General features: G+C 40.6%; 23 protein-coding genes and 3 pseudogenes. 18 read left to right on the forward strand and 8 right to left on the reverse strand.

Annotated elements, in window-relative coordinates; genetic code table 11:
- Nucleotides 1-31: 31 nt before the first annotated feature.
- The 3 genes from JCM15074_RS14235 (at nt 32) to yjeH (ending at nt 2,484) form a co-directional block, all read left to right on the forward strand.
- Complete coding sequence (locus tag JCM15074_RS14235) at nt 32-676, forward strand: TorD/DmsD family molecular chaperone (RefSeq protein WP_037469761.1); 645 nt, start codon at nt 32-34, stop codon at nt 674-676.
- A gap of 7 nt (nt 677-683) precedes the next feature.
- Nucleotides 684-1,112, forward strand: coding sequence for a hypothetical protein (locus tag JCM15074_RS14240; RefSeq protein WP_025821823.1), 429 nt, complete (start codon nt 684-686; stop codon nt 1,110-1,112).
- 136 nt (nt 1,113-1,248) lie between these two features.
- Nucleotides 1,249-2,484: an L-methionine/branched-chain amino acid transporter gene (gene yjeH / locus JCM15074_RS14245; RefSeq protein WP_025821824.1), complete on the forward strand. Its 1,236-nt coding sequence runs from the start codon at nt 1,249-1,251 to the stop codon at nt 2,482-2,484.
- On the opposite strand, the gene JCM15074_RS14250 is transcribed toward yjeH, so the two are convergent.
- Nucleotides 2,481-2,921 (reverse strand): tellurite resistance TerB family protein, encoded by a 441-nt coding sequence (locus tag JCM15074_RS14250; RefSeq protein ID WP_025821826.1) that lies wholly within the window; start codon nt 2,919-2,921, stop codon nt 2,481-2,483. The two genes, yjeH and JCM15074_RS14250, sit on opposite strands and share 4 nt — an antisense overlap.
- A 102-nt stretch (nt 2,922-3,023) precedes the next feature.
- Nucleotides 3,024-3,680, reverse strand: coding sequence for a DUF2780 domain-containing protein (locus JCM15074_RS14255; protein ID WP_025821828.1), 657 nt, complete (start codon nt 3,678-3,680; stop codon nt 3,024-3,026).
- Nucleotides 3,681-3,866: 186 nt separating this feature from the next.
- On the opposite strand from JCM15074_RS14255, the gene JCM15074_RS14260 reads away from it, so the two are divergent.
- Entirely contained in the window at nt 3,867-4,577 is a 711-nt protein-coding gene (locus tag JCM15074_RS14260; RefSeq protein WP_025821830.1) for a hypothetical protein, read from the forward strand.
- 90 nt (nt 4,578-4,667) lie between these two features.
- A pseudogene (locus JCM15074_RS22295) lies at nt 4,668-6,102 on the forward strand (DUF4145 domain-containing protein).
- Nucleotides 6,103-6,113: 11 nt separating this feature from the next.
- Here JCM15074_RS22295 and JCM15074_RS14270 read toward each other — a convergent pair.
- Nucleotides 6,114-6,467 (reverse strand): hypothetical protein, encoded by a 354-nt coding sequence (locus tag JCM15074_RS14270; protein ID WP_025821831.1) that lies wholly within the window; start codon nt 6,465-6,467, stop codon nt 6,114-6,116.
- Nucleotides 6,468-6,912: 445 nt separating this feature from the next.
- Between JCM15074_RS14270 and JCM15074_RS14275 the strand changes: the two genes are divergently transcribed.
- The 6 genes from JCM15074_RS14275 (at nt 6,913) to JCM15074_RS14300 (ending at nt 13,976) form a co-directional block, all read left to right on the forward strand.
- A complete protein-coding gene (locus JCM15074_RS14275; RefSeq protein WP_025821833.1) occupies nt 6,913-8,115 on the forward strand; it encodes a multidrug effflux MFS transporter in 1,203 nt (400 codons plus the stop codon).
- Nucleotides 8,116-8,149: 34 nt separating this feature from the next.
- On the forward strand, nt 8,150-8,737 hold the full coding sequence (locus JCM15074_RS14280) for a tRNA-uridine aminocarboxypropyltransferase (protein WP_025821835.1): 588 nt from the start codon (nt 8,150-8,152) through the stop codon (nt 8,735-8,737).
- A 251-nt stretch (nt 8,738-8,988) separates the two neighbouring features.
- Nucleotides 8,989-10,473, forward strand: a complete 1,485-nt coding sequence (locus tag JCM15074_RS23725; protein ID WP_148300804.1) for an EAL domain-containing protein — start codon at nt 8,989-8,991, stop codon at nt 10,471-10,473.
- 2 nt (nt 10,474-10,475) lie between these two features.
- A complete protein-coding gene (locus tag JCM15074_RS14290; RefSeq protein ID WP_025821839.1) occupies nt 10,476-11,114 on the forward strand; it encodes a class I SAM-dependent methyltransferase in 639 nt (212 codons plus the stop codon).
- 118 nt (nt 11,115-11,232) lie between these two features.
- Entirely contained in the window at nt 11,233-12,552 is a 1,320-nt protein-coding gene (locus JCM15074_RS14295; RefSeq protein ID WP_025821841.1) for a M16 family metallopeptidase, read from the forward strand.
- Nucleotides 12,549-13,976 carry a M16 family metallopeptidase gene (locus JCM15074_RS14300; RefSeq protein ID WP_025821843.1) on the forward strand — a complete coding sequence of 476 codons (1,428 nt, stop codon included), beginning with the start codon at nt 12,549-12,551 and terminating at the stop codon, nt 13,974-13,976. Before JCM15074_RS14295 ends, JCM15074_RS14300 begins: the two co-directional genes overlap by 4 nt.
- An 82-nt stretch (nt 13,977-14,058) precedes the next feature.
- On the opposite strand, the pseudogene trmL reads toward JCM15074_RS14300, so the two are convergent.
- A pseudogene (gene trmL, locus JCM15074_RS22305) lies at nt 14,059-14,519 on the reverse strand (tRNA (uridine(34)/cytosine(34)/5-carboxymethylaminomethyluridine(34)-2'-O)-methyltransferase TrmL).
- Between the two features lie 192 nt (nt 14,520-14,711).
- On the opposite strand from trmL, the gene acuI reads away from it, so the two are divergent.
- On the forward strand, nt 14,712-15,692 hold the full coding sequence (gene acuI, locus JCM15074_RS14310) for an acrylyl-CoA reductase (NADPH) (protein ID WP_025821845.1): 981 nt from the start codon (nt 14,712-14,714) through the stop codon (nt 15,690-15,692).
- Nucleotides 15,693-15,700: 8 nt separating this feature from the next.
- Here acuI and JCM15074_RS14315 read toward each other — a convergent pair whose 3' ends face one another.
- Complete coding sequence (locus JCM15074_RS14315; protein ID WP_025821847.1) at nt 15,701-16,624, reverse strand: LysR family transcriptional regulator; 924 nt, start codon at nt 16,622-16,624, stop codon at nt 15,701-15,703.
- A 254-nt stretch (nt 16,625-16,878) separates the two neighbouring features.
- Between JCM15074_RS14315 and ardA the strand changes: the two genes are divergently transcribed.
- The 3 genes from ardA (at nt 16,879) to dddY (ending at nt 20,093) form a co-directional block, all read left to right on the forward strand.
- Nucleotides 16,879-18,399, forward strand: coding sequence for an acrylate reductase flavoprotein subunit ArdA (gene ardA / locus JCM15074_RS14320; RefSeq protein WP_025821848.1), 1,521 nt, complete (start codon nt 16,879-16,881; stop codon nt 18,397-18,399).
- Between the two features lie 14 nt (nt 18,400-18,413).
- Complete coding sequence (locus tag JCM15074_RS14325) at nt 18,414-18,764, forward strand: cytochrome c3 family protein (RefSeq protein WP_025821850.1); 351 nt, start codon at nt 18,414-18,416, stop codon at nt 18,762-18,764.
- Between the two features lie 84 nt (nt 18,765-18,848).
- Nucleotides 18,849-20,093, forward strand: a complete 1,245-nt coding sequence (gene dddY, locus JCM15074_RS14330) for a dimethylsulfoniopropionate lyase DddY (RefSeq protein ID WP_025821852.1) — start codon at nt 18,849-18,851, stop codon at nt 20,091-20,093.
- 30 nt (nt 20,094-20,123) lie between these two features.
- Here the strand turns inward: dddY and JCM15074_RS22310 are convergent, their stop codons facing one another.
- Nucleotides 20,124-20,966 (reverse strand): LysR substrate-binding domain-containing protein, encoded by an 843-nt coding sequence (locus tag JCM15074_RS22310; RefSeq protein ID WP_037469763.1) that lies wholly within the window; start codon nt 20,964-20,966, stop codon nt 20,124-20,126.
- Between the two features lie 106 nt (nt 20,967-21,072).
- Here JCM15074_RS22310 and JCM15074_RS14340 point away from each other — a divergent pair, with 106 nt between their 5' ends.
- Nucleotides 21,073-21,732 (forward strand): hypothetical protein, encoded by a 660-nt coding sequence (locus JCM15074_RS14340; RefSeq protein ID WP_025821855.1) that lies wholly within the window; start codon nt 21,073-21,075, stop codon nt 21,730-21,732.
- On the opposite strand, the pseudogene JCM15074_RS22315 reads toward JCM15074_RS14340, so the two are convergent.
- Both JCM15074_RS22315 and JCM15074_RS14350 read right to left on the reverse strand, forming a co-directional pair.
- A pseudogene (locus JCM15074_RS22315) lies at nt 21,729-23,083 on the reverse strand (ATP-binding protein). The gene JCM15074_RS14340 and the pseudogene JCM15074_RS22315 sit on opposite strands and share 4 nt — an antisense overlap.
- Nucleotides 23,084-23,094: 11 nt before the next feature.
- On the reverse strand, nt 23,095-23,775 hold the full coding sequence (locus tag JCM15074_RS14350; protein WP_025821857.1) for a response regulator: 681 nt from the start codon (nt 23,773-23,775) through the stop codon (nt 23,095-23,097).
- A gap of 190 nt (nt 23,776-23,965) precedes the next feature.
- Here JCM15074_RS14350 and JCM15074_RS14355 point away from each other — a divergent pair, with 190 nt between their 5' ends.
- Together JCM15074_RS14355 and fieF are read left to right on the forward strand one after the other, a co-directional pair.
- Nucleotides 23,966-24,460: a Spy/CpxP family protein refolding chaperone gene (locus JCM15074_RS14355; protein WP_159105299.1), complete on the forward strand. Its 495-nt coding sequence runs from the start codon at nt 23,966-23,968 to the stop codon at nt 24,458-24,460.
- Nucleotides 24,461-24,640: 180 nt separating this feature from the next.
- Nucleotides 24,641-25,519: a cation efflux pump FieF gene (fieF, locus tag JCM15074_RS14360; protein WP_025821863.1), complete on the forward strand. Its 879-nt coding sequence runs from the start codon at nt 24,641-24,643 to the stop codon at nt 25,517-25,519.
- The last annotated feature ends 27 nt before the right edge of the window (nt 25,520-25,546 follow it).

The following is a 25,546-nucleotide window of genomic DNA, read 5'->3' on the forward strand; positions in this document are numbered from 1 at the left end:
GTTTACTGAAGTAGTGATATCGGAATCCAGTATGTACGATTTTTATGAGTTACAGGGCATTGCCCGTATTTTGCAGCACAGTTTAGCTGCTTATCCCGAAACCGAATTGGTTAATGCCTTGATTGATAATCAAGTGGCACAATCTTGGCCTGAATTTACCAAGACACAAGAAAATAGCGAAGGCCGAATGGCGCTAGCAGCCTATTTAGCTCAGTGGCATAGCAATCAACTGATTGAGCTTAAACTTGATTATGGGCAACTATTTTATGGCCCAGGCGACCCTAAAGCCGCACCTTGGGGCAGCGTTTATTTAGGTGAGCAACAAATATTAAATGATGACTCAACGATAGCATTAATGGACTTTTATGCAGCCAATCAGATCCAAGTTGAGCGGCCACAAAACCAACCTGTTGATCATTTAAGTTTGGTGTTTGCTGTGCTTGATAGCATTTTGGGCGAATTAGCTGAAAACCCAGATAATCAACAGCTTAAGCAATTGACTAATGTGTTATTACAACAACATGTGATGACATGGGCGCCGCGTTGTTTAACGCTGGCAATTAGCCATGCAGAAACTGACCTTTATCGCGGTCTGGCGTTATTAGCTTTGGATTATTTAAATCAATTAAGCCACGTGTTTGCGGTAATACCTAAAACGGTAAAGTTATACCGCTAGGGGTTATATGACTTTTATTCGAGCCCTTGGTGGGCAATGGCAAAAAGCTGAGTTTGCTCATCAATTAGCCTTATTTATCGTCAAAGATAACAGTGTGCATCACTATTTTAGTGGTGCGACTAATCATATTACGGTGGCAAACTTAATTGCGGCGATTAGCTATCAAGAACAAGATCCCCGTTTTGCTAAAACGGTAGAGATTAATCCCTCGTTATTGGTGTCAGTATTATTTGATTGTTTTCATCTGCTATTTATAAAAGCGGTTCAACTTGAGAGCCTTTCACAAGCTGAACATATTATTATGCAGCTGGCGAAACATTATGCCACGCAGGTCAGTGAAGCACCGCAAGCTGAGCAGATTTTACATTTATCAACTCAATTAGAACAAGTTTATGCCTCGCGCCGTAGTCAACAGCGCAATATGGGACGGCATTGATTGTGCGTAATATTGATGGACGCATAAGGGGCTTGTGGTGATGCTTTTTCTGCAGCTTGAAAGTCTTTGAAATAGCAATTTTAGTTAATTTGAGTATATAATCAGCGCCTTTTTTATGCGACCTAAGTAGATTCAAATGACAGTAGAAACAGGCACCATTGGCCGTTGGCAAGGTGCAGGATTAATGGCCACCACCTTATTGGGCACCGGCGTATTTATTTTGCCGCAAATTACCGTAGAAAAAGCGGGCATTGGTGCTTTATTTGCGTGGATAGCATTAACGTTAGCCATTATTCCAGTGACGCTGGTATTTGCTCGCTTAGCCAGTGTATTGCCCCATGCGGCAGGCCCCGCTTACTTTGTTGAAAAGGCATTTGGGCGCGTACTTGGTCGTACCGTTGGTTTACTGTTTTTGTTTGTGGTGCCATTTGGTGCTCCTGCCGCCATCTTAATGACCTTTCAGTTTGTTAATGCATTAATGCCGGTTCATGGCTGGGCGAAAGTCAGTATGGAACTAGGTGTTATTGCCATGCTATGGCTACTTAACCTACGTGGTATTCAAGTCTCTGCTAAGTTGCAGTTTGGCTTAACCTTAGCGATTGTCTCTGTGGTCGTGATCTTAATGGGCGGCGCAGCTATTGAACCTGCGGGTCTTATCCCATTAAGTGAGCATGCGCCAGCGCAATTACCTTTGGTATTAACCGCTGCTGGTATTGCTTTTTGGAGTTTTCTTGGTGTGGAAGCGATGACCCATCTTGCCAATGACTTCAAAAATCCTGAAAAAGATATGATCCCTGCAATGATGATGGGCACCGTGCTGGTGGGCATTATTTATGTCAGTTGTGCGTTACTGATTTTATGGACACCAACCGTAGATGGCGTCGCCATGATCAGTGCTTTTGATCACCTGTTTGGTGGTTATGGTGCCGAAGTGATTGGTATTTTAGGGATTTCAAGTGGTTTAGCGACTGTGAATATTTATGCCGCAAGTGCTTCACGCTTATTATGGAGTTTTAGCCAAAATGGTTTGCTGCCACGTTATTTTGAAAAACGTAACCAGCATAATGTGCCATTGCGTGCATTAACTGCAATTTTAGCGGCAATGGCTGTGATTATCGTACTGACGTTTATTGGTGGCCAACAACTTGAGCATTTGATTGCATGGACTAATGGCGTATTTGTCATTATTTATTCGATGTCTATGCTCGCCGCAGTTAAGCTTTTGCCACAACAAAATAAATTATTAATTAGTGCAGCAATTGGCTTTTGTATCGCAATGGCGATTGCGTTAGGCAGCAATATGCTTTATTCCGGCTGCTTAATGTTGTTTATTTTGCTGGTGGTAAAGTGGCAATCAAGAGCGAAAGCTTAGCTTAACGCCTGATTGCGCATTTGGATCAATTCGCTGTGCTTGAGATAGAGTAAATCTGCAGTGCGGCGAATGATCTGATCTTCATATTGGCATAGATGCCCATCTGCATAAGCTAACTTCCACATCGCCAGCAGTAATTGCTGTTTTTGTTGCAGATTAAAGTTGGCATTCACTTGTTCAGTAAATTGAAATAATGAGGTGGATTGTCGCTGAGTTTGCTTGGCTTCGTCGATAAGTTCAAGTGCCTGATTATGATCAATATTGAGCGAGGTTTGCAGTAGTTGCGGCAATAATTCGCTTTCTTCAATACTAATTTCATCATCAGCATTAACCACCTCTATCAGTAAGGTCGCCGCAGCAAGATTTAATTGGTGAGTTTGTTGCTCTGGCGTCAATGTAGGCTCAAAGCTAAAGAGTTTTTTAAGTTTAGCTAACATAAATACCTCAACCATCAGGCTCCTTTATACTGATGTCGTCTTTATTGTCTTGAAATTAAAATGCGATAAATATCGGTTTGATATTTATCGCATCACCATGAATTAAAGTAGGCTGCTTAAGCCTTGCTTTAATAAATCTGCAGCACCGTTAGTGCCGTTAGTTTGTAGGTATTGAGTCACAATATTAATCATTGGTGCAGCAAGATCTTTTGAGATACCTAGTTTTTCAAATGCAGTGTAAAGCATTGCACTACCTTGTAGGCCTTTACCTAAATCTGTAGAACCTGCAGCTTGTGAAATTAATCCACCTAAACCTGATTTTGTGTCAAATGCAGGAGCAGCTTGCATGAGTTGCTGTGCTCCAGGAATGCTATCTTCAATCGCTTTAAATTTGCTATCACCTAATGCTGTTTGAGCGATACTTAATAGGCTACCAATACCACCTTGAGCTTGGTTTTCATTTAATTTTAGTTGTGACATGACATCGTTAACTAGGTTAGTACCTTGCTCTGTAGCAGCGGTTTTAGTGGCTTCTACTTTGGCTGCCGCTTGTTGTTCCTGAGCTTGAGTTTTTTCTACAGCCGCTTTCGCCGCCTCTAATTGTGCTTGAGCATCTTTTGCAGCTTGTTCTGTTTTTTGTTGTGCTTGTTGAGCATCATTGTCAGCACTCTTAAAAAAGTCATCAAACCAGCCAGCGTGCGCTGATTGACTCATTACGGTGGCGCTTAGTAGTGCAGCAACTAATGTAGATTTTTTCATGACATTACAACCTTAAAAAATGTGTTTATGATCACATTTTACCTTATTTATGTGAAATTTATCATTATTTTTATTTTGGTTGAAAAGATAGGCAAGACAGAATTGATATTTGGCTGTGCAAAAAATTGAATTTTTCGGTATTCTAGCGACCCAACAACATTGTTTACTTATTTATTGGAAAGACGCATGTCATTGTCAGCGATTTTGACCGAAGCTTATCACTTCTTCCGCAATCACTTAGCTCAGCTTGCTGTGCTAACGATGCCAATTTTATTAATCCAGATTGGGCTACAGATGTGGTTAGGATTGGAGTTAAGCAAAGCTGCTGAAACACAAAATCCACAATTTGGTGCGCCTCATATGGCTGCAATGATGGCGCTGTTATTGGCTTTTTCATTGCTTATCGCCGTATTGACCGTATTTTTACAACTACGTTCAGAAGGTCATCAAGTGACCACTGGCTTAGTATTTAAAACAGGCTTAACCTTTGTTCCGCCTTTATTGATTGCTGGCGTATTTTCAGGTTTAGCGATTCTTGCTCCAGTATTCTTATTTGCCGCGTTTGGTCCATTTTGGTTAATTGGTTTGGTGATCAGTTTTTACCTATTTGCCCGCTTAGCTTATGTTAACTTTATGGTCATCACTGAACGCTTAACGCCAATGCAAGCTATTAAAGCCAGCTTTGCCTTCTCTGGTGGTGGCATTGCTTTTAAAACACTAACATTATTAATGTTATATATTCCGTTATCTATGATTGGCGGCGGTTTGGTTGAATTAGTTAAGCCAGCTGGTTTACCCGCAGAGTACTTAGTCTCTGTTGTCATGGCATTTATTGGTTTATTTGTGAATGTCGCTTTATTCCGCTTATACATGGTTAACCGTCAACCACAGCTTTAATGTGGTGAGATCAAATCATGCCTAAGTGGGTTATTAGCTTAGGTACAAAAGCGGCCTAGGTGCCGCTTTTTTTATAAGGAGTTGTTGTTAATGCGTAGTGATGTGGAGTTTGTCAGTCAGCTGTCTGCGCGATTAGGTGCTGATTACAGTGAAACTAAAAGTTATGTGCGTGATGTGCCCACTCAAGCATTACTGCATATTCGCAGTATGACGCATTGGTTGGTCAACCAAATTGGTCAAATGCAGCAACTTACATTTGATGGCCCTAATCTATATGACAGAATTGAGCAGTTAAATAAACAGCGCTTAATCAACGTACGAACAACCCGCTTGTTGCATAAGTTGAGAGGTCATGGTAATCGTGGCGCTCATCCTGAGAAATACCATTTAAGTTCAACCCAATTGGTCGCATTAGCTGAAAAAGCCGTGGCTGATTTTTTAGCATTAATTGAGATGCTATATCCGTTATTTACTCAGCAACAAGCCCCTTCATTTGCATTTGTTCACTTTGATCAATCTGCTGGCCGAGATCTTTGTTATCGCGCATTATGGAAGATGATCACCATGCTCAATACCTTGTGGGGATGTCACTTAAAAATAAGGCGTTAATGTTAAAAGAGCAGCAACTAGCACTGGCTGATTCCGGTGAGCAGGATGTTGAGGCGCAAGCATTATTGAATAAAAGTGTTAGTGCTAAGTTGGAGAATGCGGCGTATTGGTTTGCCAAAGCGGGCCCATTTGATGCGGATGCGTTATTTGAACATGGCGTGGCATTACTTCATGGCTATTTAGGTGAGGCTGATGAGGTTGCCGGGCAGGCTGCCATTAAGCAGGCCGCTGAGCAGGGGGTCGTTAATGCGATGGCACTGCTAGGTTACTTCTATCTAGTCGGTAGTCATCAAATAGCACAGGATCTCAAGCTGGCTGAACATTATCTCTACGCTGCGGCGCAACAAGAGCAAGCTGAAGCTATGTCTAATCTAGGGGTGCTCTATTATCAGCAGGGGCAGCTTGAACAAGCTTATGATTGCATTAGTCGCGCGGCTAAATCGGGATTCCCGAATGCGCAGTATCATTTGGCATTAATGCTGGCTAATGGCGATGGCTGTCAGATTGATCTTGGTGGCAGTGAACATTGGCTCGCGGAAGCCGCAGAACAAGGCCAATTAGATGCGATGTTAGCACGTGCACAGCATATGCTTAATGATGATAATGCCTTTGGTGAGCAGTTATCACAAGCTGAGGTTTATTTGCGTGATGTGATTCGATATGGCCGCAGTGTTCCCGCGATGATTGAGTTAAGCGTGGCATTAGCGGATGGCGTATTAGGGCGAATTGATGTCGTTGGTGCGGCAGCATTATTAAAAATGGCGGCTGATTATGGCAATGAGCAAGAACTGCAAGTGATTGAGCGATATGGCAGTCGTTGGAGATGCAGATTGAAAGTGTTATTGCAGTGACTCAAGCTAAAGACCAGCTAAAGTCACTATATCGTGCCCAAGAGTTACTTTCTTGGGCTGAGTAAAATCAGTCTGATTAGACTCGTTCGTTGGGGTCGTGCTCAAAAATACGACCCTGATGTGGACGAGGTTTAAAGCTATCATCACCAAAGCGGGTTGAATGACTCACCACTTCTTCTGCCTCCTCGGTAAAGCCTTGCTGCTGATATTGTGCTTGCTCAGCCTGACGTTTGAATTGGTCCATTTTAGGTTTGATATAAAAACGGCCAAATAGGCTTACAGCAATAAATCCCACCGCCAAAAACAGCAACACAAATGGCAATGCGAGTAATCCTAGGGCGATAACGGTGATACCTATGGCAAAAGCTAACCAGCCTTTGCTACCGCTAAAGCGTTGTTGAAAAGGTTGTTGAAACTGACTGTAGATCATAGATCCTCCAAAATCATTTACTCATTAGCATACTGGTATCAGCTTGATAAAACCAAATTAATGAGCCGTATCCAGTTTGCACATTTGTTAGAGCATCGGCACGTTAATTTAGTTTAATTTACACTAATTAAATAATGCTTAAATGTAATGAGTTATTTCAAATTGATTCGCTAAAAACATATGAATATATTTAATTATCTTTAAAATCATTTCTTTAGATGTAGTTCGTAGCGAGGTGTATGGATCGGTTAATCGATGGGAAGTAAGTTGTTAGATGATGCTTTGTTCTTAACTTGGAGTGTTAAGTTCGCTAATTCTACTTACTAGTAAGGTATATTAAGCAATAGATATTCCAATATGGAATTTAAGTGCTGAAATAATATCATTTCTGCTCATAACTAGAGTCGCGTATTATGAGCAACCTTTTTTGTATCTTGAGTCAAATATGCAACGCAATTTATTACCGATTCTAATGGCAACCGTGTTACTTAATCCATTAGCCATTGATATCTATCTTCCTTCAATTCCTGCCATGGCAACCGATTTCTCTATTGCAGTAAGTGAAGTACAGTCGACTATTGCGTTATTTTTATTTGCCTTAGGTGTTGGTCAAATCATTATCGGTCCTTTAACAGATCGTTTTGGGCGTCGACCTGTGGCACTGGCAGGTGTATTACTTTACTGTGCAAGTAGTGCTCTCAGTGCCGGTGCTGTTGATTTTCACTGGCTGCAAATTGCACGTGTATTACAAGGTTTTGCTGCTTGTGCTACTTCTATTGTGGTATTTAGTGCTGTACGAGACTGTTATGCCCCTAAAGATGGCGCTAAATTATACAGTTACTTAAATGGCATGATCTGTATTATTCCGGCATTAGCCCCAATGTTAGGTGGTTTATTAGCCATGCATTTCGGTTGGCGTTCTAATTTTGCCTTTATTGGTTTATATGGTTTAGCCATCTTTATCTTATTGTGGTTTAAATTACCTGAAACTCGACCAGCACATACTGAATCGACAGGGCCTTTATATCGCTGGGCGCGCTATCAGCCAATTTTAACTAATGGTCATTTTGTTTTTTATGCTTTGGTTTGTATGTCTGGTATGGCTGCTATTTTAGCTTATGTTTCATATGCGCCTGTATGGATTATTGGTCACCTAGGTTTGTCAGAGTTGACCTTCAGTGGTTTATTTGGTGCGAATGCTGCGCTTAATATTGCCGCTTGTTTTTCTGCACCATTGGTGATTAAGCGTTTAGGTAATCGCACGACTGTGAAGTTAGCATTGAGTATGATGATTACCGCTGCTATCACTTTGGTTGGGTGTTATGAGTTTATCTCAAGCACGGGGTTTACCGCAGCACTCTATTTTATGGTGCCAATGGTGTTGTTATGCTTTGGTTTTGCATTACTGCTTGGCCCTGCAACAAGTATGGCGCTAGGTGGTTTTGGTGAGCGAGCGGGTACGGCTACTGCCATGCTTGGTTTTATTCAAATGAGTGGTGCCGCATTATTAGCTGGCCTCATACAACAAACCAGTTTAACTGCACCGTTAGCGGTTGGACTATTGATGTTTGTGGTGCCAACTGGATTATTGTTGGTGATGGCATGTTCTCGTTTTAATGGTTGGCACTTAGAGCAGCAACACGGTTAAAATATGCTGCTTAATTGTAGATTGAGTATTGATTGTGGCTCGAGATTATTGCGATAACTGTAACTATCCCCAAAATGCTTGTGTATGTTATGCAATACAACCATTTCAGCATCGCACTGAAGTGATTGTGTTGCAGCATCCTAGTGAAGTGAAACATCAAAAAAATAGTGTTCGATTACTTAAACTAGTGATGCCTGAACTTGCAATATGGGTCGGTGAGTCTGCAACTGATTTTGCCGAACAACTAACCTCGATTCAAGATAGCAAACCGACGTTTGTGGTTTATCCAACAGATGATAGTTGCGACATCAATTCAGTTCAAACTAGTCAAGATTGCCGCATCATTGTTATTGATGGCACTTGGCGTAAAGCTTATAAAATGTGGCAGTTAAATCCATGGCTACAGCAATACCCTGTGGTGCATTTAGCGGCTGAGTCGATATCTCAATACACCATTCGTAAAGCGAAGCGAAGTGACAGTTTATCAACATTAGAAGCGGTTGGTTTGAGTATTCAAGCACTTGAAAAAGAAATTAATCTTACACCACTTAATAATATTTTAGCGGCATTAGTTGAGCAGCGTATCGGTCATATGAGTGATAGCGTAAAACAAAGATACTAAGTTAAAAGAGTTTTGTATCAACAGCTTGTAACGAGTGTGAGTTCGCTGTAATAAAATACAGCTTGCTTGGTTAAGATAAAATAATATTAATCTTTTGCTGCTAGTGACGCATATATTTTATGCTGTTTTTCTACTAAACTGTCTGCGTTTTTTATTTTCTCGAGCAGTTAGCAATTTTGAAGAAATTTCATCTTAATAGAGCGTTTGTTTTATTACTGGCGGCCATATTGGTTAGTATTATTACGGGGGCTATGAGCTATTATTATGCTTATTTTGATGTCAAAATTGAAATGAAAAGTGATGCTGAACAATTAATCAGTTATGTGGATAATAAATTTGATATTGCCACTCACTATTTAAATGAGCTCGATCAAATTGATTATCAAGAATGTAACTCACCTGATAGATTAAGACTTACCCATTTTTTATTTGAGCATCTTGATGCGGGTCTATTTCTGGTGCGTAACTCTGCTGAGCCACCACTAACATATTGCTCTTTTGGTGGAAAAATTATATTTGAGTCCTCTGCATGGGCACCACAAAATATCACAAAGTTAGGCAATAGCACGGATCGAGTGCTAGTGATGGCAGAATATCAATGGCGTGGTCATTGGTTAAAAGGCCTATTTATGGGCTATCGTGGCTCTAACCATATTAATTTAATCAATATCCCTTTACGCGATACATTTTCGTTTCTCGATGATGAGAATAAGGCCTTTAGACATACCCAAATTCGCCTTACAAATGGTCAAACGGTATTAACTATTGGCCACTTTAAAGGTGAGTTATTAGATCGTATTCGGGTATATAGTCAGAAATATCCTTTCTATATTAAAGCGGATATTGCCAAATTAAGAGTGTTAGAGAAATTACAGCAGATTTTACCTATTACCGTTGTGATCAGTATTTTAGTATTTATTGGCTTAGTTTTCGTTATTCGCAGTTGGTATAACGTGCGTGAAACCTTGGTTTACCAATTAAATAAATCGGTCGAAAAAAATGAATTTAAGCCCTACTATCAGCCGATTATTAATGCCAGTAATGGCCATATGATAGGTGTTGAGGCTTTGGTTCGTTGGATTAAAGCGGATGGTACCGTTATTCCTCCGGCTTACTTTATCCATGAACTGGAGCAAAGTGAGCTGATTAATCGGGTTACATTGCAATTATTGGTGCAAATTGAACGAGATATTGCATTAATATTTGCTAAAGAACCGTTTTTTAGATGCAGTATTAATATTGCCCCACAGCAACTTGAATCGGATCAATTTATTGACCAATTAGAACAGCTTGCAGAAGTCGGTTTTTCTTTTAATCAAATGGGTATCGAATTAACCGAGCGCTTACCTATTACTGATTTAGCTAAAGCACAATTTAATATTTTACGTTTAAAATCATTAGGCTGTATTATCGAGCTTGATGACGCTGGTACGGGTTATGGTGGCACATCCTATTTACAAGAATTAAGTTTAGACGTGGTTAAGATTGATAAGCTATTTGTTGATAGTTTAGAAGTTACACCGGATAACACCCCAGTACTTGATGCGCAAATTCAGATGGCTCAGAAGCTGGAGAAAGCAATTATTGCGGAAGGTGTTGAAACCGCGGCGCAGAGTAAATTACTCCTCAGCCGTGGGGTGAATTACCAACAAGGTTATTTCTTTGCGAAACCTATGCCTGCTGATGAGATAATTGAGTATTATAAGCAGCTAAATTCGGATCAACAGAGCGTCTAAACGTGCCATTAAGCTGTCCTTTATGCCATTCAAATCAAGTGGTGTTATTTCATCAAGATAAAAAACGTCACTATTATCGCTGTGATTGTTGTCAATTAGTCAGTGTCCCTGCAACTGAATACGTCACAGAGCAAGCTGAAAAAGCCGTTTATGATCTTCATGATAATGATTGTGCGGATGCGGGGTATCGGCGTTTTCTAGGCCGTACATGGCAACCATTAGCGGAGCGATTAAGCGTTGATAAGCGGGGCTTAGACTATGGCTGTGGTGAGGGCGCAGTATTAAGCTTGATGGCGCAAGAGCAAGGCTATCAGGTAGCAAACTATGATCTGTTTTATCATCCCAATAAACAAGTGTTAGCGTGCCAGTATGATTTTGTCACCATGACCGAAGTGATTGAACATATTGCGGATGCTAAAAAGATGTGGCAACAGTTAGACAGTTTGCTTGTTGCTGGTGGTACGCTCGCGATTATGACCAAGATGGCGCTTGATAAAGAAGCATTTGCGCGCTGGCACTATATCAATGATCCCACCCATATTAATTTCTATTCAATTGCGACTTTTGAGTGGTTAGCTAAACAGATGAATTGGCAATTAGAAGTGATTGCTAATGATGTGGTTTTTTTTAGTAAACCATAATGGCCTGATATCTCCAAGTAACGTCTGGTTATTTGGGAATGCTGCTTAAAAAATAACTTTATTTTGTGAGTCAGATTCAGCATAGTTTCTTGGTAAGAAATATAAATTATAAGGATATATGATGAAATGGCTCTGCAGTCTTCTATTGGCTTGCGTAAGTTGTTCACTATGGGCAACAAGCGCAGACGATATTCAACGATTTACCCTTAAAAATGGCATGCAAATAATGGTGATAGAAGATGATTCTATCCCTAATGCCAATATGTACCTGTTTTGGAAAGTGGGTTCTCGCAATGAGGCGCCAGGTATTACAGGTATTTCTCATTTCTTTGAACATATGATGTTTAACGGCGCTAAAACCTATGGCCCTAAGCAGTTTGATCGCACTATGGAAGCCGCTGGCGGTGCCAATAATGCCTATACCACTGAGAATTTAACGGTTTATACCAATTGGTTTCCTGTGAGCGCGATGGAAACTATTTTTAAATTAGAAGCCGATCGGATTGAACATCTTGATATAGATGCCGCTATGGTTGAAAGTGAGCGACGAGTGGTGACTTCTGAGCGCTCAACTGGACTTGAAAACTCTAATTGGCGCACCCTAAGTGAAGAAGTTAAAGGCGTAGCTTTTAGAGCCCATCCTTACAGCTGGCCTGTGATTGGACATGAGTCTGATATTGCGGCTTGGTCATTAGCTGATTTGCAGCAGTACCATCAAACCTATTACGCTCCCAACAATGCCTTAGTTGTGATTGCTGGTGCGGTAAAGTTAGCTCAAGTTAAAGCTCTTGCTGAAAAATATTTCGCACCGATCCCAGCTCAAGCACCACCACGATCAATAAAAACGGTTGAACCTAAGCAAAAAGGCGAGCGCCGTGTATTTGTTCATAAAGCATCGGTATCTACGCCTAATATTATGCTGGCGTATCATGTTCCTGCGACAAAAGATGCGGACTATTACGGCTTAGATCTATTGGCGGGTATTTTGTCTGAAGGAAATAGTTCTCGCTTAAGTCGTGCCTTAATTGATAAACAAATTGCGATTGCGGCTGAAACTTATATGCCGCAGAGTTTTGATCCTAATTTATTTTATATCTATGCCATAGCCGCCCCTAAGGTTTCAGCGAAGCAGCTAGAGCAAGCATTATTGCAGCCAATTGAAAACATTGCCAAAAATGGGGTGACTGAAGCCGAGCTGAGTAAAGTCAAAAATATGCGCTTAATGGACTTTTATCGGGCCATGGAAACTATCAATGGTAAAGCCAATACCATTGGCAGTTATGAGTTATATTTTGGCGATATGAATAAATTATTTGATGCGCCAGCGGCTTATAGCCAAGTGACTCCCGCTGATATTCAGCGTATCGCGCAACAATTTTTGAAGAGAGAGAATCGTACTGTGGGCGTGTTATCTAGCGCTAAGGAGTCTGGTCTATGAGAACGCATATTATCAGTTGTGCTATTGCAGCATTATTCTGCTTTGGGATCGCAGGTTGCAGCACTATGCCCGCATCTAGTACCGATGCTACAGCCGTTAAATTCACCATGCCAGAGTTCGATAATTACACTTTAGACAACGGCTTAACTGTTTATCTGCTACCACAAAAAGAGGTGCCACTCATCAGTATGGCTGCGGTGGTTCGTGCAGGCAGTATTGATGATAATCCGTCGGGCATCGCATCTTTGACTGCGCGTTCCTTAATGCTAGGCACGCACCGTCAAACGAAGGCGCAGATTGAACAAATAGCCGATGGCCTTGGGGCGAGTATTACTGCAGGCGCAGATAAAGAAGATAGCTTTGTATTAGCACAATTTATGAGTAAAGACAGCGCGACTATGGTGCCGTTATTTGCCAATATTGTGCAAACTCCAAGTTTTAATTCTGATGAACTCAATAAACTAAAACAACGTCAAATTGCCGGTTTATCGCAAGCTAAAGAGAGCCCTCGAGCGGTGATTAATCGTTATTTTGAGCAGTTTTTGTTTGCTGAGCATCCCTATGCAAAACCAGTTTCAGGTAATCGAGATTCATTAGCGGCGATTACAGCAAAGCAAGTTCGTCAGTTCTATGATGATTATTATCAGCCGCAAGATAGCGCCATTATTGTGGTTGGTGATTTTGATGTGGGGCAAATGAAAGCTCAATTGCAGCAGTTATTTGGTCAATGGCGTGAAGGTAGCCAAGTGGCGCGTAGTGATCTAGATAAACAGTTACCTAAGCTTGATAAACCACGAGTATTGGTGGTGAATAAGCCTGATGCACTTGAAACGACTTTTTTAATTGGTGGTATAGGTATCAGCCGTGACAATCCTGATTTTATTGGGCTAGAGGTGGTGAATACTATCTTAGGTGGTCGCTTTACTTCATGGTTGAATGATGAATTGCGCGTCAACTCAGGACTTACCTATGGTGCTCGCTCTCATTTTAATACTCATGCTCATGCGGGGGTATTTACTATCAGCAGTTTTACCAATAAGAAAACCACTCAAGCAGCGATCGATCTTGCGTTAAAAACTTACGCTAAACTATGGCAACAAGGTGTTGATGCTAAAACATTAGCTTCGGCTAAAGCCTATGTCAAAGGGCAATTTCCGCCAAATTATGAAACCAATCAGCAGTTAGTCTCTTTGCTTAAAGATATGTATATCTATGGTTTAGATGAAGAGGTCATTAACAGTTTTGATGAGCAGGTGGATAAGTTGACGGTAGCGGATACTAAGCGCTTAGTGACCCAGTATTTTCCGCAGCAAAATCTACAATTTGTACTGATTGGTAATGCCGCTGAAATTATGCCAATTGCTAAGCAGTATGGAGAGGTGAAAGTGGTTAATATTAACGATATTGGTTTTAGTGCTAACTAATATCAATTAACTCCAAATCAATAAAAATCCCAGCGTGGCTGGGATTTTTTTATGTGTGTCATAAAGCTTGGCAATTAATGGCTTAAATACCTTGGTAATCTAGCTGGCGCCAAGCTTCGTAGCTAATTATCGCTACCGCATTTGATAGGTTTAAACTGCGACTGGTTGAAACCATTGGAATACGTAAACGTTGTTCTGTCGGTATAGACTCGATGATCTCCATTGGTAGACCGCGAGTTTCAGGACCAAACAGCAACACATCATCTGCGCATAGCTTAATTCGCTATGGGGACGACTGCCTTTGGTCGTACAAGCCATAATACGCTTGCCTTTCATTGCTTCTAAAAAGGCTTCAAAGTTAGCATGACGATATACATGGGTTAAATCGCCATAATCTAAACCTGCGCGGCGTAATTTTTTCTCTTCTAAATCAAAACCTAGTGGTTCAATAAGGTGAAGATCACAGCCATTGTTGGCGCATAGTCGAATAATATTACCTGTATTTGGGGCAATTTCGGGTTCATAAAGGGCGATATGGAACATGCAACTTAACCTGATAAAAAGTGAGCGGCTATTATCACCGAATCAGGCGCAGTTTCAATCATAAATCATCATAATCTGCAGCTTAATAAATGATATGCATCAAATGCATGTTGTATATGCAATATTGGCAGTAGGCGCATTTACATTTATAGCCTATTCTTAGCGCATCAATCTAAGTAAGGAATTGTCCCAATGTTTAAAGCCTTAGTGTTAACCCAACAAGAAAAACGTACCATTGCGAATGTTTGTCAGTTGCCAGAATCTGATTTGCCAGAAGGTGAAGTGTTAGTGAATGTGGATTACTCATCACTTAACTACAAAGATGGTCTAGCAATTACTGGATTAGGCAAAATTGTACGTCAATTCCCAATGGTACCGGGTATTGATTATGTGGGTACGGTAGCGGAATCAAAAGATGAGCGTTACCAAGCAGGCGATAAAGTGATTCTAACTGGCTGGGGGGTCGGAGAAAATCATTGGGGCGGCATGGCAGAAAAGGCAATGGTTAAAGCTGATTATTTAGTGCCATTACCTACCAATCTTAGCGAAGATAAAGCGATGATGATTGGTACTGCTGGTTTAACTGCCATGCTATGCGTACAAGCTTTGCAACAGGCTGGTATCACTTCGGACATGGGTGAAATACTAGTGACTGGTGCAAGTGGTGGCGTAGGTTCTGTCGCGGTCACATTATTAGCTCAATTAGGCTATAAAGTGGTAGCGTGTACTGGTCGTGTAGAGCAAAACCAAGATTGGTTACAAGCACTTGGTGCGACTGAAGTGATGGATCGCAGCGTAATGGAAGCCGATGGCCGTCCATTAGAAAAACAACGCTGGGCAGGTGTGGTTGATACTGTAGGTAACAAGGTATTAGCGAATGCACTGGCACAAATCAACTATGGTGGCGCTGCTGCCATTTGTGGTCTTGCGGGTGGTTATCAATTGCCGACAACAGTAATGCCATTTATTTTACGTGGCGTAAATCTATTAGGTGTTGATTCAGTTGCTTGCCCATTTGAGAAGCGTACTAAAGCATGGCAGCAACTAGCAGAGTTATTACCTGCAAGTTACTACACTGATGCTTGTGAAATGATTAGCTTAGAGCAAGTACCTGAGTATGCAGCGCAAATTGTAAAAGGCCAAGTTAAAGGTCGCGTACTAATTAAGCTGTAATAACACGCTTATTTAGGTTGATTTAACAGCTTAGCGGCGGCGCTGCTAAGCTGTTGCCTTAACCATTGTTGAGCATTATCAGTTTGGCAGCGACTATGCCAACATAAGCTGTACTGCAGCGCGGGTAATACAATGGGCAGCGGTTTGGCGATTAGTCTATGACGCTGGGCAATAATATTGGCAAGCTCATCGGGTAACGTCATAATTAATGGCTGTTGATTTAACATCGCCAGAGCACAATCCAGTTGCGAACTGCGCAATCTCTCTTCACGGGCAGGGTAATCTGCTAACGCATCATCTAATAACGCTTTAACTCCATCACTAATGGCAATGGTTGCATGGGGATAGGCAAGATAATCTGCTACCGTCATCTCTTTATCTGCTAGCGGGTGATCTGGTGCGACCAAGCATCTCACTCCCACATTACCTAAATATTGATATTGCACTAATGCTTCTGGCCGTAAGTTACGACAAATCGCCATATCAATCCCTTGCACGCCTAATTGAGCTTGCAGTTCATGGTGTCTGACCTGTACTAATTCAATTTTAATATTGGGTGCTTGCTGATAGATGGTTGGTAAAATAAAGGGCAATAAACCTAGCATGGCAAAATCAGTGGCAGCAATACGAAAGCTTTGATGACACTGCATCGGATCAAATTGCTGTGGAGTGAGCAACTGAATTAATGCTGAGGTAGGTTGTTGTAATTGTTGGTAGCTATCCAAGGCAAATTGAGTGGGGACCAACTGACTACCAACACGCGTAAAAAGCGGGTCATTTAACATTTCGCGCAGACGCGCCAAAATTCTGCTGGTGGCAGATTGACTTAAATGTAGTCGTTTAGCGGCAAGCGTAACACTACGCTCTTCAACTAAGACCTGTAAGGCGATTAATAAACTTAAATCGCGGCGGTAAATATCTTCTAATTCCATAGCTTCCATTATACCTGATAATTGTTAAAATTCCCGCAACTTGAACTTGCTTTAGGGCTTCTGCAAATAGCCGATTCAGCTTGTTTGATGATATTCAGCCAACCGAGTTGGAACCTGTTCCAAAATGAGTTATGGCCGATTGTTTTACGATTTTTACTAATATATCACTATAAAATTAAGCGTTTATTCCCATTTTGGAACGCATTCCATCATTAAGCTAGTTGCATAATTAAATAGCAATGAGAGTTGATGATATGGTTGATAAATCAGGACGTCGCAGTTTTATTAAAGGTTTAGGTGCTGCTGGTATTACGGCATTAGCCATGCCTGTTATGGCACAAACAAATACTGAATCTGCTGCAAATATCAAATGGGATAAAACTGCCGATGTAGTGATCATTGGTTCTGGTTTCGCTGCATTAGCTGCGTCAATTAAAGCTAAGCAATTGGGCGCAACTGACGTCGAAATCTTTGAAAAAATGCCGTACTTTGGCGGTAACTCAGCAATCAATGGCGGCCTATTTGCCGCACCTAATACGCCATTACAAGCGAAAGAAGGTGTTAAAGATTCGATTGATACCATGGTAGCAGACCAATTAAAGTCTGGCCGCGGTATCGCTGATGAACCTTTATTACGCCATATTGCAAGTCATGCCGCTGAAGCGCTGCAAATGACTATTGATGCTGGCGCAGAATATCATCCATATCTACAACAATTAGGCGGTCACTCTGTGGCGCGTACATACCAAACCACTGTTAGTTGTGGCGCTGGTATTACTCAACCTTTATTAAAATATAGCCAGAAACTTGGCGTTAAAACCAATAACCGCGCTAAGTTTATCGGCTTTGTACAAGATGATAACGGTAAAGTTATTGGCGTTAAGCTATTAACGGGTCATCATTTTGAAGATCCTAATAGCGGCAAAGTGACCTATGTAAAAGCTAATAAAGGCGTACTCATGGCAACGGGTGGTTTTGCACAGAACATTAAGCTACGTATGGCGCAAGATCCAACCCTAACCAATGAAGTGGGTTGTACTAACATTCCAGGCACGACGGGTGAGGCTATGTTAGAGATGTTCCGTTTGGGCGCGACGCCGGTTCACCTTGCACATATCCAATCAGGCCCTTGGGCATCACCTGATGAAGGTGGATTTGGTTATGTCTCTAACTATTCTATTTTTAACTTCCCTCATTCAATCGCAGTTAACTTGCAAACGGGTCGCCGTTTTATGAATGAAATTGCTGACCGTAAGACTCGTGCTGATGCCGAGTTACGTTGTCGTGATGAGGCTGGCAAGCCACAGCCACCAATTATGATCACCAGTTACGAAGATGCAATGGAGCATCCGACTTGTAAGAAAGTATTAAAGTACAAGGTAGGTTGGAAGTTTGACTCAATTGCAGATATTGCCAAGCATTACGGCATTCCTGCTGCTGAATTACAAAAGCAAGTAGATGAATATAACCAGTATGTTCGCACCGGTGAAGATAAGCAGTTTGGCAAAGCGATGGCAATGGCCCACGGTAAAGAGTTAAGAGCGCCATTTACGGTAGTGCGTTTGTGGCCAAAAGTGCATTACTGCCAAGGTGGCGTGCAGATTAATACTAACGCTGAAGTGGTTGATAGCTTAACTGGTCAACCGATTCCTGGTTTATATGCTGCTGGTGAAGTTGCGGGTGGCATTCATGGTGTGAGTCGTTTAGGTAGCTGTTCTATCCCTGAATGTCTTGTCATGGGCATGACAGCCGCAAACACCTTAATGAACGCATAATCAGGAGCAAACAGATGAATAAATTAACTTTAGTATTAGCGATTATGTTAAGCGGTAGTCTAGCGTTTTCAGCACAAGCGCGTGATCAACGTGATTACCACGAAATGGTATATGACTCAGGTTGTAAAACTTGTCATGACCAAGGCATTAAAAATATGCCATCAGATCAGGCTTGTAGTCAGTGTCATGATATTGATGAATTAGCGGTTACAACGGCTAGACAAGGTGATGAAGAGTGGCAAAACCCACATAACAACCTGCATTACGGTAAAGAAGTGCCATGTACAGAATGTCATGGTGAACATACTCCTAAGCAAGTGTTATGCAGTAATTGCCATACTTTTGAGTATCCAAAACACAAATAAATTCACTTGTAGCATCACCACTTCCACATGATTTATTTTGCCTCTAATGCGCAATGTGATTAGAGGCTTTTTTTTGGAGTTAATATGAAGAAGATCTTATCTGCAGCTGCATTATTACTGAGCTCTCCCGCTTTTGCTGCCACGGTTCCCGACTTTTTAGATGTGAACGAGATTAATAATGCTGAGTTTGTTTGCTTACCAACTCAGCATGATTACACCCCGCAAGAACAAAAGTATGTCGATCAACTTTGGCAAGAAACCTTAGTGTATTTAGAAGGCTATGCTAAAGCATTGACCAATGATGTGAATGCTAACTGTCTTAACTCTGCCCGCTCAATTTATGAAACAGCTGGTGGCGTCAAGAGCATGTGTATTATGGATAATCGTGATATGCGTGACATGGTGAAAAATATCTATCAAGTATTAAATAACCCTGATAAAGCCAAACAATGTTTTTCTGCCCGTGAAGAGATGACTTGGAATTATAGTCCTGGCGGTAAATTAGTTGAAAACTCAGAAGTCGCGCAGTGGATTAACCGGATGACATTTGCTGAGTTTTTCAAGACGAAAGTCACTGATAAAGCAGTAGCAAAAGAAGGTGCTCAATTTGCCCAAAATTTTGAAAAAATGGTGACGGGTGATGACATTAAAATGCCACCACAATTCCCTTTTGATATCAGTGCTAAAGCGCTACCCAATTTATGGGCTTCTGTCGGTTGGTTCCCTATGTATGCTGAAGAAAATCAGCGTAATTTACGCAATTTCACTAATATTCGTGGCGGCTATGCTTATGCTGAAGTCATGGGGCATTGGGGCCTATTACGGATTGATGAAATTAATGGCGCTAAGGTTGGTGCTGAGATTGGTATGGTTACCCAAGCGGTTGATACTTTTTATCCGTACCATAATCATGCGATATCTGAGATTTATTACACCATTAGACAACCAGCTTGCATTAATCAGTTTAAGAACTTTGCTATTCGTGAAGATAATCCACTACTGACAACGGTTTCTGAAACTGACACACAACGAGTGGTGCAATTTGATTCAGGCATGGTTAATGAACATCAGATGTGGACCAATACTACGCCCGATAAAGATGCTTTAGTTTATTTCCATCAAAATAATATTCATGCGTTCGATATTGATGGCAGTTGTGAAGCTAAACCTGAAGAAAAGGCTATTGTTACGGTTTGGGCACGCAGTAATGCCAATGACAAACGAAACGATTATGGTACGACGTTATTGTGTGAATCAGCCGAGCATCCGAATACGCCAGCCAAACATGGTGAAGTGATTCAGTGTCAATTAACTAAAGTGAAGTGGTAATACTTTATGTAAAGCCCACGCATGTGGGCTTTAATGTTTAATGGCTTGAAACAGATCCGATAGAAAATTCACGGCAGCGCTGTCTGGTGTTGCCACATAAATAGATTCATTAAATGTTGGCAGTGGAGGTAGCTGATATTCGCTTGGATCTAATATCATCATATTATCGTTAATTCTAAACTCAGCAATCGGCGCGATGGCTAAATCAGACTCGACCACTTGGCATAATGCGTGTGGTGAAGGAGAGGTCAGTACGATATTGAGTAGAGGCATGCCTATTTGATAATGGGCAAAAACTTGTACTCGAATTGGGCAATTTTCAGGATATAGGGCTATTGGGCGTGGTTGCTGTTGATGCGAGATGCCATCTTTAGCTGCAACCCAATGAAACCTTCTTTCATAGAGTAATGTCGCACCTGCTTGTTGTTGCCAATGCGTTGCTAAAATTAAATCAAATTCTTGGTTATCTAATCGCTTAAATAAATTACCACTGACATCAGTGTCGATATTTAATTCTATATTAGTAAATATTTTTATAAAGTTAATTAGATAAGTCTTAAGATATATTTCAATATAATCAGTTGGCATACCAATTCTTATTGAGAATATTTGATCATGATCAGTTAACTTGATCATGTTTTTATGATTTTTCATTAATAAAGTGTGAGCGAATACAAGAAATGTCTCACCCGCATTTGTTAAATTAAAATTGTTTTTGCTATGTTGTATCAGTTTGGTATGAATAATCTCTTCTAATAATGATATATGGTTATAAATATCTGACTCAGACATTGAAAGTTTATTTGCGCTTAAAGAGATATCTTTAGTTTCACAAATAGTCGTAAATGTCTTGATTAAGCTCAGTTTATTCATTTTTATCTCATGCCAAAAGTGATGAAATATTATCAAGGATTTGAGCATATTTATAAAGATCAATATATGTGACTTAATGCATGTTCTTCGTAATTAAGGTGTCAAAATGAGCAGTTGGCAAGAGAGAGAATCATATCTCATTGATATTGCAGGGCGCTGTGTTAGCGGTCATAAGTGGTTTGATCTATGCCGTTCCCACCTTGTGCAAGCTAGCCAAATATCTAAGGGCACTATTTATAATCACTTTCCTGCAGAAACTGACCTATTATTTGCATTAGCAATTAACGACTATCAATTAAAAATTAACAATCTAGAGTTATTGTATGAAAAGCATTCAGATCCATTGGAATGTTATTTATTACATCATTGTTGGTGCTTAATGGATATTTTAAAAAGCAAAAAGTTTGTTGTAGCAAGAATGCTACCAAATGATGCTTTATTAGCATTATCATCTGATATCTTTAGGCAAAAATTCACTGACGTTTTTAATCAGTATAATCAATTAAACTATGCATTAATTGATAAAATTGGTGATGTAAATGGTTATAATCGTCGTGAGTTAGTGACGGCTTATGTTCGTGGCGCTATTGTTCATAGTGATGATGAGAATAAGCAGTTTGATGATATTCAGATGTATCAACAATTATGTTATGCCATTATGCAATTATTAGGGCAGTCACATCGACGGGTTATTAATACTCAATTAATTGAAGAGTTGCTGGCAAATATCACTAATAGTCACCAGCAGTCTTTAAATGTACTTTAGCTATTCATTAAAATAATCTCGACTTGCAAACCATGAGGTTGCAGGTTACTCGCAGTAATGGTGCCCATATGGCTTCAATTGCCGCTTGAGTGATCGCCAGCCCCAGTCCCCAGCCGCCCGTTTCACGTTCTCTAGCTGATTGTGGTCGATAAAACGGCTTAAATATCGCTTCTAACTCCTGTTGCTCGACTCCTGGACCATCATCGCTAATGATAATATGTAGCTGCTCATTAACCTGTATCGCTTGAATATTGATCTGTTTATTGGCGTAACGAATACTGTTGCGCAGTAAGTTTTCAATGGCTCTTGAAAGCAGTTTAGGGTTTAGGGTTAAGTTAATATCTTCATCAATATCAATTACTAACTCTTTTCCTTGTTGCTGGGCTTCAAACTCCGCATCATCTAATACTTGGCTTAAGCTTTCTGCTAAACCGGTTGTGATTTTTGCTTCATGGCGTTGATTCCTTACTCGAGATAAGGTGAGTAGCTCACTAATTAATTGCTCTAGTTGCTCTGCTTCATAACTTATTCGGTCAAGTTCGACTGATTGTTGTCCTTTTTTACGTGCTAAAGCTAAGCCGAGTTGCAGGCGCGTCAACGGGGTACGTAGTTCATGGGAAATATCACCCATTAAACGTTGTTGATTATTCATCATCGCTTCAACGGCATCAGCCATGCTATTAAAAGCATTGGCTAATTGGCCAATTTCATCTTTACGGTTTAATGTATCTGCATCAACACGGCTACGTAAATTACCCGCGGCAAGGGCATCGGCACTTTGTTTTAATGAGCGTAATGGTTTCCCCAAATACCATGCGAGTAGGCCGCATAATATGCCAGACATTAAGATAGCTAGGCTAAGGGTGAGTAATTTATTATTAAGAAAGAAGAAAAACCAAGGCCGTGGGTGGTGATCTTTTATGCGACCATACAAGTTGTAATTTTGCCCCTGAACAACAAAGCTGTAGGGGCCAAATAGTAATTCATCTTTAAGTTGATGACTGATCGGTTTTCCTTCCTCATCAGCATTAAGAATAAAGCGCCGCATACGATGATTTACTTTTCTAATATTAATAATGTCATCTTGATTATTGGCAATATAAAGCTGCAGAGGTTTACCACTGTGACTGAGTCGCCTACTTAACATTTTTATATTTTTTGGCGAATTTAAGTATTGTGGTTTTTTCTGTAATACTTCGGCAGCATTAATCAATATTCGCTCTAATCTAGGCGATAATGGCGCTCGATCTTGTTGCTGTTGGAGTAATGGCAATAGCCCGACCATGGCAATAATCAGTGAACTACAAAGCCAGAAACCCAGTAATAATTTTATAAATAAACGATTAGGCAAAATTGAACTCATTAAGGTAACCAAATATAACCTTTACCACGCAGGGTTTTGACCCGCGGGCGACCATCACTGCGGTCAGGTAATTTTTTGCGTAAATTAGACATATGCATATCCAGACTGCGATCAAATGGCATCAGTTTTTTACCTAATACTTGCTCGCTAAGCTGATCTTTTGTCATTAATTCGCCTGCATTTTGCAGCATGATATGCAATAAACTAAATTCAGTTCCCGTAAGTAATAGCAGCTGCTCATGGCAAAATGCCTCCTGCCGAGCAGGATCTAAATTTAAATCACCGTATTGGTGAGGTTGTGAAGTTGGAGTGCTATTCGCTTGGGTGCGGCGAATAATGGCTTTGATACGAGCCACCAGTTCACGGTCATTAAAGGGTTTAGGTAAATAGTCATCGGCACCAATTTCGAGGCCAACCACTCTATCAATTTCATCACCTCTGGCTGTTAGCATCAATACTGGAGTCTGCTTTTGGGCTCTAAGTGCTTTAAGGACTTCAAAGCCATTCATTTGCGGCAACATAACATCTAATAAAATAAGATCAAACTCAGCCGTTAAAGCTCGCTGTAACCCCGTTTTACCATCATGAGCAAAGGTGAGGTTAAAACCTTCTAACTCTAATAATTGGCCCAATAACTCTGACAAACCTAAGTCATCGTCAATCAGTAAAATGCGATTCATAGTAACGCCTTGAATTAGTGATATAGATATAGCGCTGAGTATATCGATATTTGTATTAGGATGACGCTATCTTTGCAATAAAAGCACACAGCTTTACGATGATTTACACAAGCAGCACCCTTACTTACATTCAGCTAGATATACTTATTTCATCCCAACAATACAGTACCCCATAGGAATGAATATGTTAATGAAATCTAAGATTAAGATGAGTTTGGTTGCTTTAGTCGCAAGTTCGACATTATTAAGCGGTGTAGTTTATGCGCATAACAATGATGGTCAACATGATGAGGGAGCAAAATCTTGCCACAGTAAGCATATGAAGGGCCATAAAATGGGACGTCATATGTTTCGCGGTTTAGATTTAACCGAGCAACAACGCACAGAAATTAAAGCACTTTATAAAGCCCAGCGCGAGCAGTTTAAAGCTGAGCATCAACAGATGAAAGGTGACAAAAGCCAACATAAAGCTGAGATGCTAAAGCTAATTACTGCCGATGGTTTTGATAGTAATCAAGCGCAACAGTTGTTTAGTCAGCGTGAAGATAAACATGAAAAGCGCATGTTAAGTCAGCTTGAAATTCAAAATAAGATCTACCATATGCTGACACCTGAGCAGCAACAAAAATTTAAACAGCGTTTTGAGGATATGGGAAGTAAACACAGTCATCGTCAATCACATTAATCCGTAATTTAATTAAATAGTGTTTATTCTATTAACCTCAAAAAATGTAATAAACCAATAAAATCATGATGTTAGTGTTGATATTGCTCGGTTGTATGATATCGCAATCGAGTGATACACATTTTGATGTCTGTTAGGGATAACGTACAATATAACCATTGTTTCCCGACGCTGGTGTGTATGAAAAACGTTTCTCAGTATGATTTTTGGGTCAAGATGGCAAGCCGAGCAGCAATGGCTACCGCCTTGACTCTAATTACGATTAAATTGATTGCTTGGCAATATTCTGGTTCTGCCAGTATGTTGGCCTCTCTCACTGATTCTTTTGCCGATGGCCTGGCATCATTAGTTAACTTTATTGCGATTCGTTATGCCATTGCGCCTGCTGATGATGATCATCGCTATGGACATGGTAAAGCTGAGCCGTTAGCGGCATTAGCTCAGTCTGCTTTTATTCTTGGTTCTGCGGTATTACTGTTATTACATGGTGTTGACCGATTACTCGATCCTGTACCAGTTGAAAAACCGATGGTGGGTATTATCGTTTCTGTGATTGCGATTGTATTAACCTTTGCTTTGGTACTATTACAACGACGTGCACTTGCTAAAACCAATAGTACAGTGATTGCCGCTGATGCATTACATTACCGTTCAGATCTGTTATTAAATGCCGGTGTATTAATTGCATTAGTATTGGCGCAGCAAGGTTTTATCTGGGCTGATGGCTTATTTGCGTTATTGATTGCACTTTATATTGGTTTGCAGGCCATAGAACTTGGACATGAATCGATTCAGTCATTACTCGATCGTGAAGTGGACGATGATTTACGTGATAAGGTAATTGCGCTAATTGAACAAGATCCTGATATCTATGGTTACCATGATTTACGTACTCGCCAAGCGGGTAAAATGACCTTTATTCAAGTGCATTTAGAGTTAGATGGGTCGCTGACCTTAAATCAATCGCACGCTATAGCTGACCAATTTGAACGTGAAGTACATGCTGCGTTTGAGCATGTTGAGATTATTGTGCATCAAGATCCTGCATTGTACGCATAAGTTAAAGGCGCCGATGGCGCCTTTTTA

It is taken from the genome of Shewanella marina JCM 15074 (genome assembly GCF_000614975.1).
In the GTDB taxonomy this organism is placed as follows: Bacteria; Pseudomonadota; Gammaproteobacteria; order Enterobacterales; family Shewanellaceae; genus Shewanella; species Shewanella marina.

Bases quoted from the DNA above. Each gene is read 5' to 3' on its own strand.
- JCM15074_RS14235 (WP_037469761.1), top strand. From the start codon at position 32: ATGTACGATTTTTATGAGTTACAGGGCATTGCCCGTATTTTGCAGCAC.
- JCM15074_RS14240 (WP_025821823.1), top strand. From the start codon at position 684: ATGACTTTTATTCGAGCCCTTGGTGGGCAATGGCAAAAAGCTGAGTTT.
- yjeH (WP_025821824.1), top strand. From the start codon at position 1,249: ATGACAGTAGAAACAGGCACCATTGGCCGTTGGCAAGGTGCAGGATTA.
- JCM15074_RS14250 (WP_025821826.1), bottom strand. From the start codon at position 2,921: ATGTTAGCTAAACTTAAAAAACTCTTTAGCTTTGAGCCTACATTGACG.
- JCM15074_RS14255 (WP_025821828.1), bottom strand. From the start codon at position 3,680: ATGAAAAAATCTACATTAGTTGCTGCACTACTAAGCGCCACCGTAATG.
- JCM15074_RS14260 (WP_025821830.1), top strand. From the start codon at position 3,867: ATGTCATTGTCAGCGATTTTGACCGAAGCTTATCACTTCTTCCGCAAT.
- JCM15074_RS14270 (WP_025821831.1), bottom strand. From the start codon at position 6,467: ATGATCTACAGTCAGTTTCAACAACCTTTTCAACAACGCTTTAGCGGT.
- JCM15074_RS14275 (WP_025821833.1), top strand. From the start codon at position 6,913: ATGCAACGCAATTTATTACCGATTCTAATGGCAACCGTGTTACTTAAT.
- JCM15074_RS23725 (WP_148300804.1), top strand. From the start codon at position 8,989: ATGAGCTATTATTATGCTTATTTTGATGTCAAAATTGAAATGAAAAGT.
- JCM15074_RS14295 (WP_025821841.1), top strand. From the start codon at position 11,233: ATGATGAAATGGCTCTGCAGTCTTCTATTGGCTTGCGTAAGTTGTTCA.
- JCM15074_RS14300 (WP_025821843.1), top strand. From the start codon at position 12,549: ATGAGAACGCATATTATCAGTTGTGCTATTGCAGCATTATTCTGCTTT.
- acuI (WP_025821845.1), top strand. From the start codon at position 14,712: ATGTTTAAAGCCTTAGTGTTAACCCAACAAGAAAAACGTACCATTGCG.
- JCM15074_RS14315 (WP_025821847.1), bottom strand. From the start codon at position 16,624: ATGGAATTAGAAGATATTTACCGCCGCGATTTAAGTTTATTAATCGCC.
- ardA (WP_025821848.1), top strand. From the start codon at position 16,879: ATGGTTGATAAATCAGGACGTCGCAGTTTTATTAAAGGTTTAGGTGCT.
- JCM15074_RS14325 (WP_025821850.1), top strand. From the start codon at position 18,414: ATGAATAAATTAACTTTAGTATTAGCGATTATGTTAAGCGGTAGTCTA.
- dddY (WP_025821852.1), top strand. From the start codon at position 18,849: ATGAAGAAGATCTTATCTGCAGCTGCATTATTACTGAGCTCTCCCGCT.
- JCM15074_RS22310 (WP_037469763.1), bottom strand. From the start codon at position 20,966: ATGAATAAACTGAGCTTAATCAAGACATTTACGACTATTTGTGAAACT.
- JCM15074_RS14340 (WP_025821855.1), top strand. From the start codon at position 21,073: ATGAGCAGTTGGCAAGAGAGAGAATCATATCTCATTGATATTGCAGGG.
- JCM15074_RS14350 (WP_025821857.1), bottom strand. From the start codon at position 23,775: ATGAATCGCATTTTACTGATTGACGATGACTTAGGTTTGTCAGAGTTA.
- JCM15074_RS14355 (WP_159105299.1), top strand. From the start codon at position 23,966: ATGAAATCTAAGATTAAGATGAGTTTGGTTGCTTTAGTCGCAAGTTCG.
- fieF (WP_025821863.1), top strand. From the start codon at position 24,641: ATGAAAAACGTTTCTCAGTATGATTTTTGGGTCAAGATGGCAAGCCGA.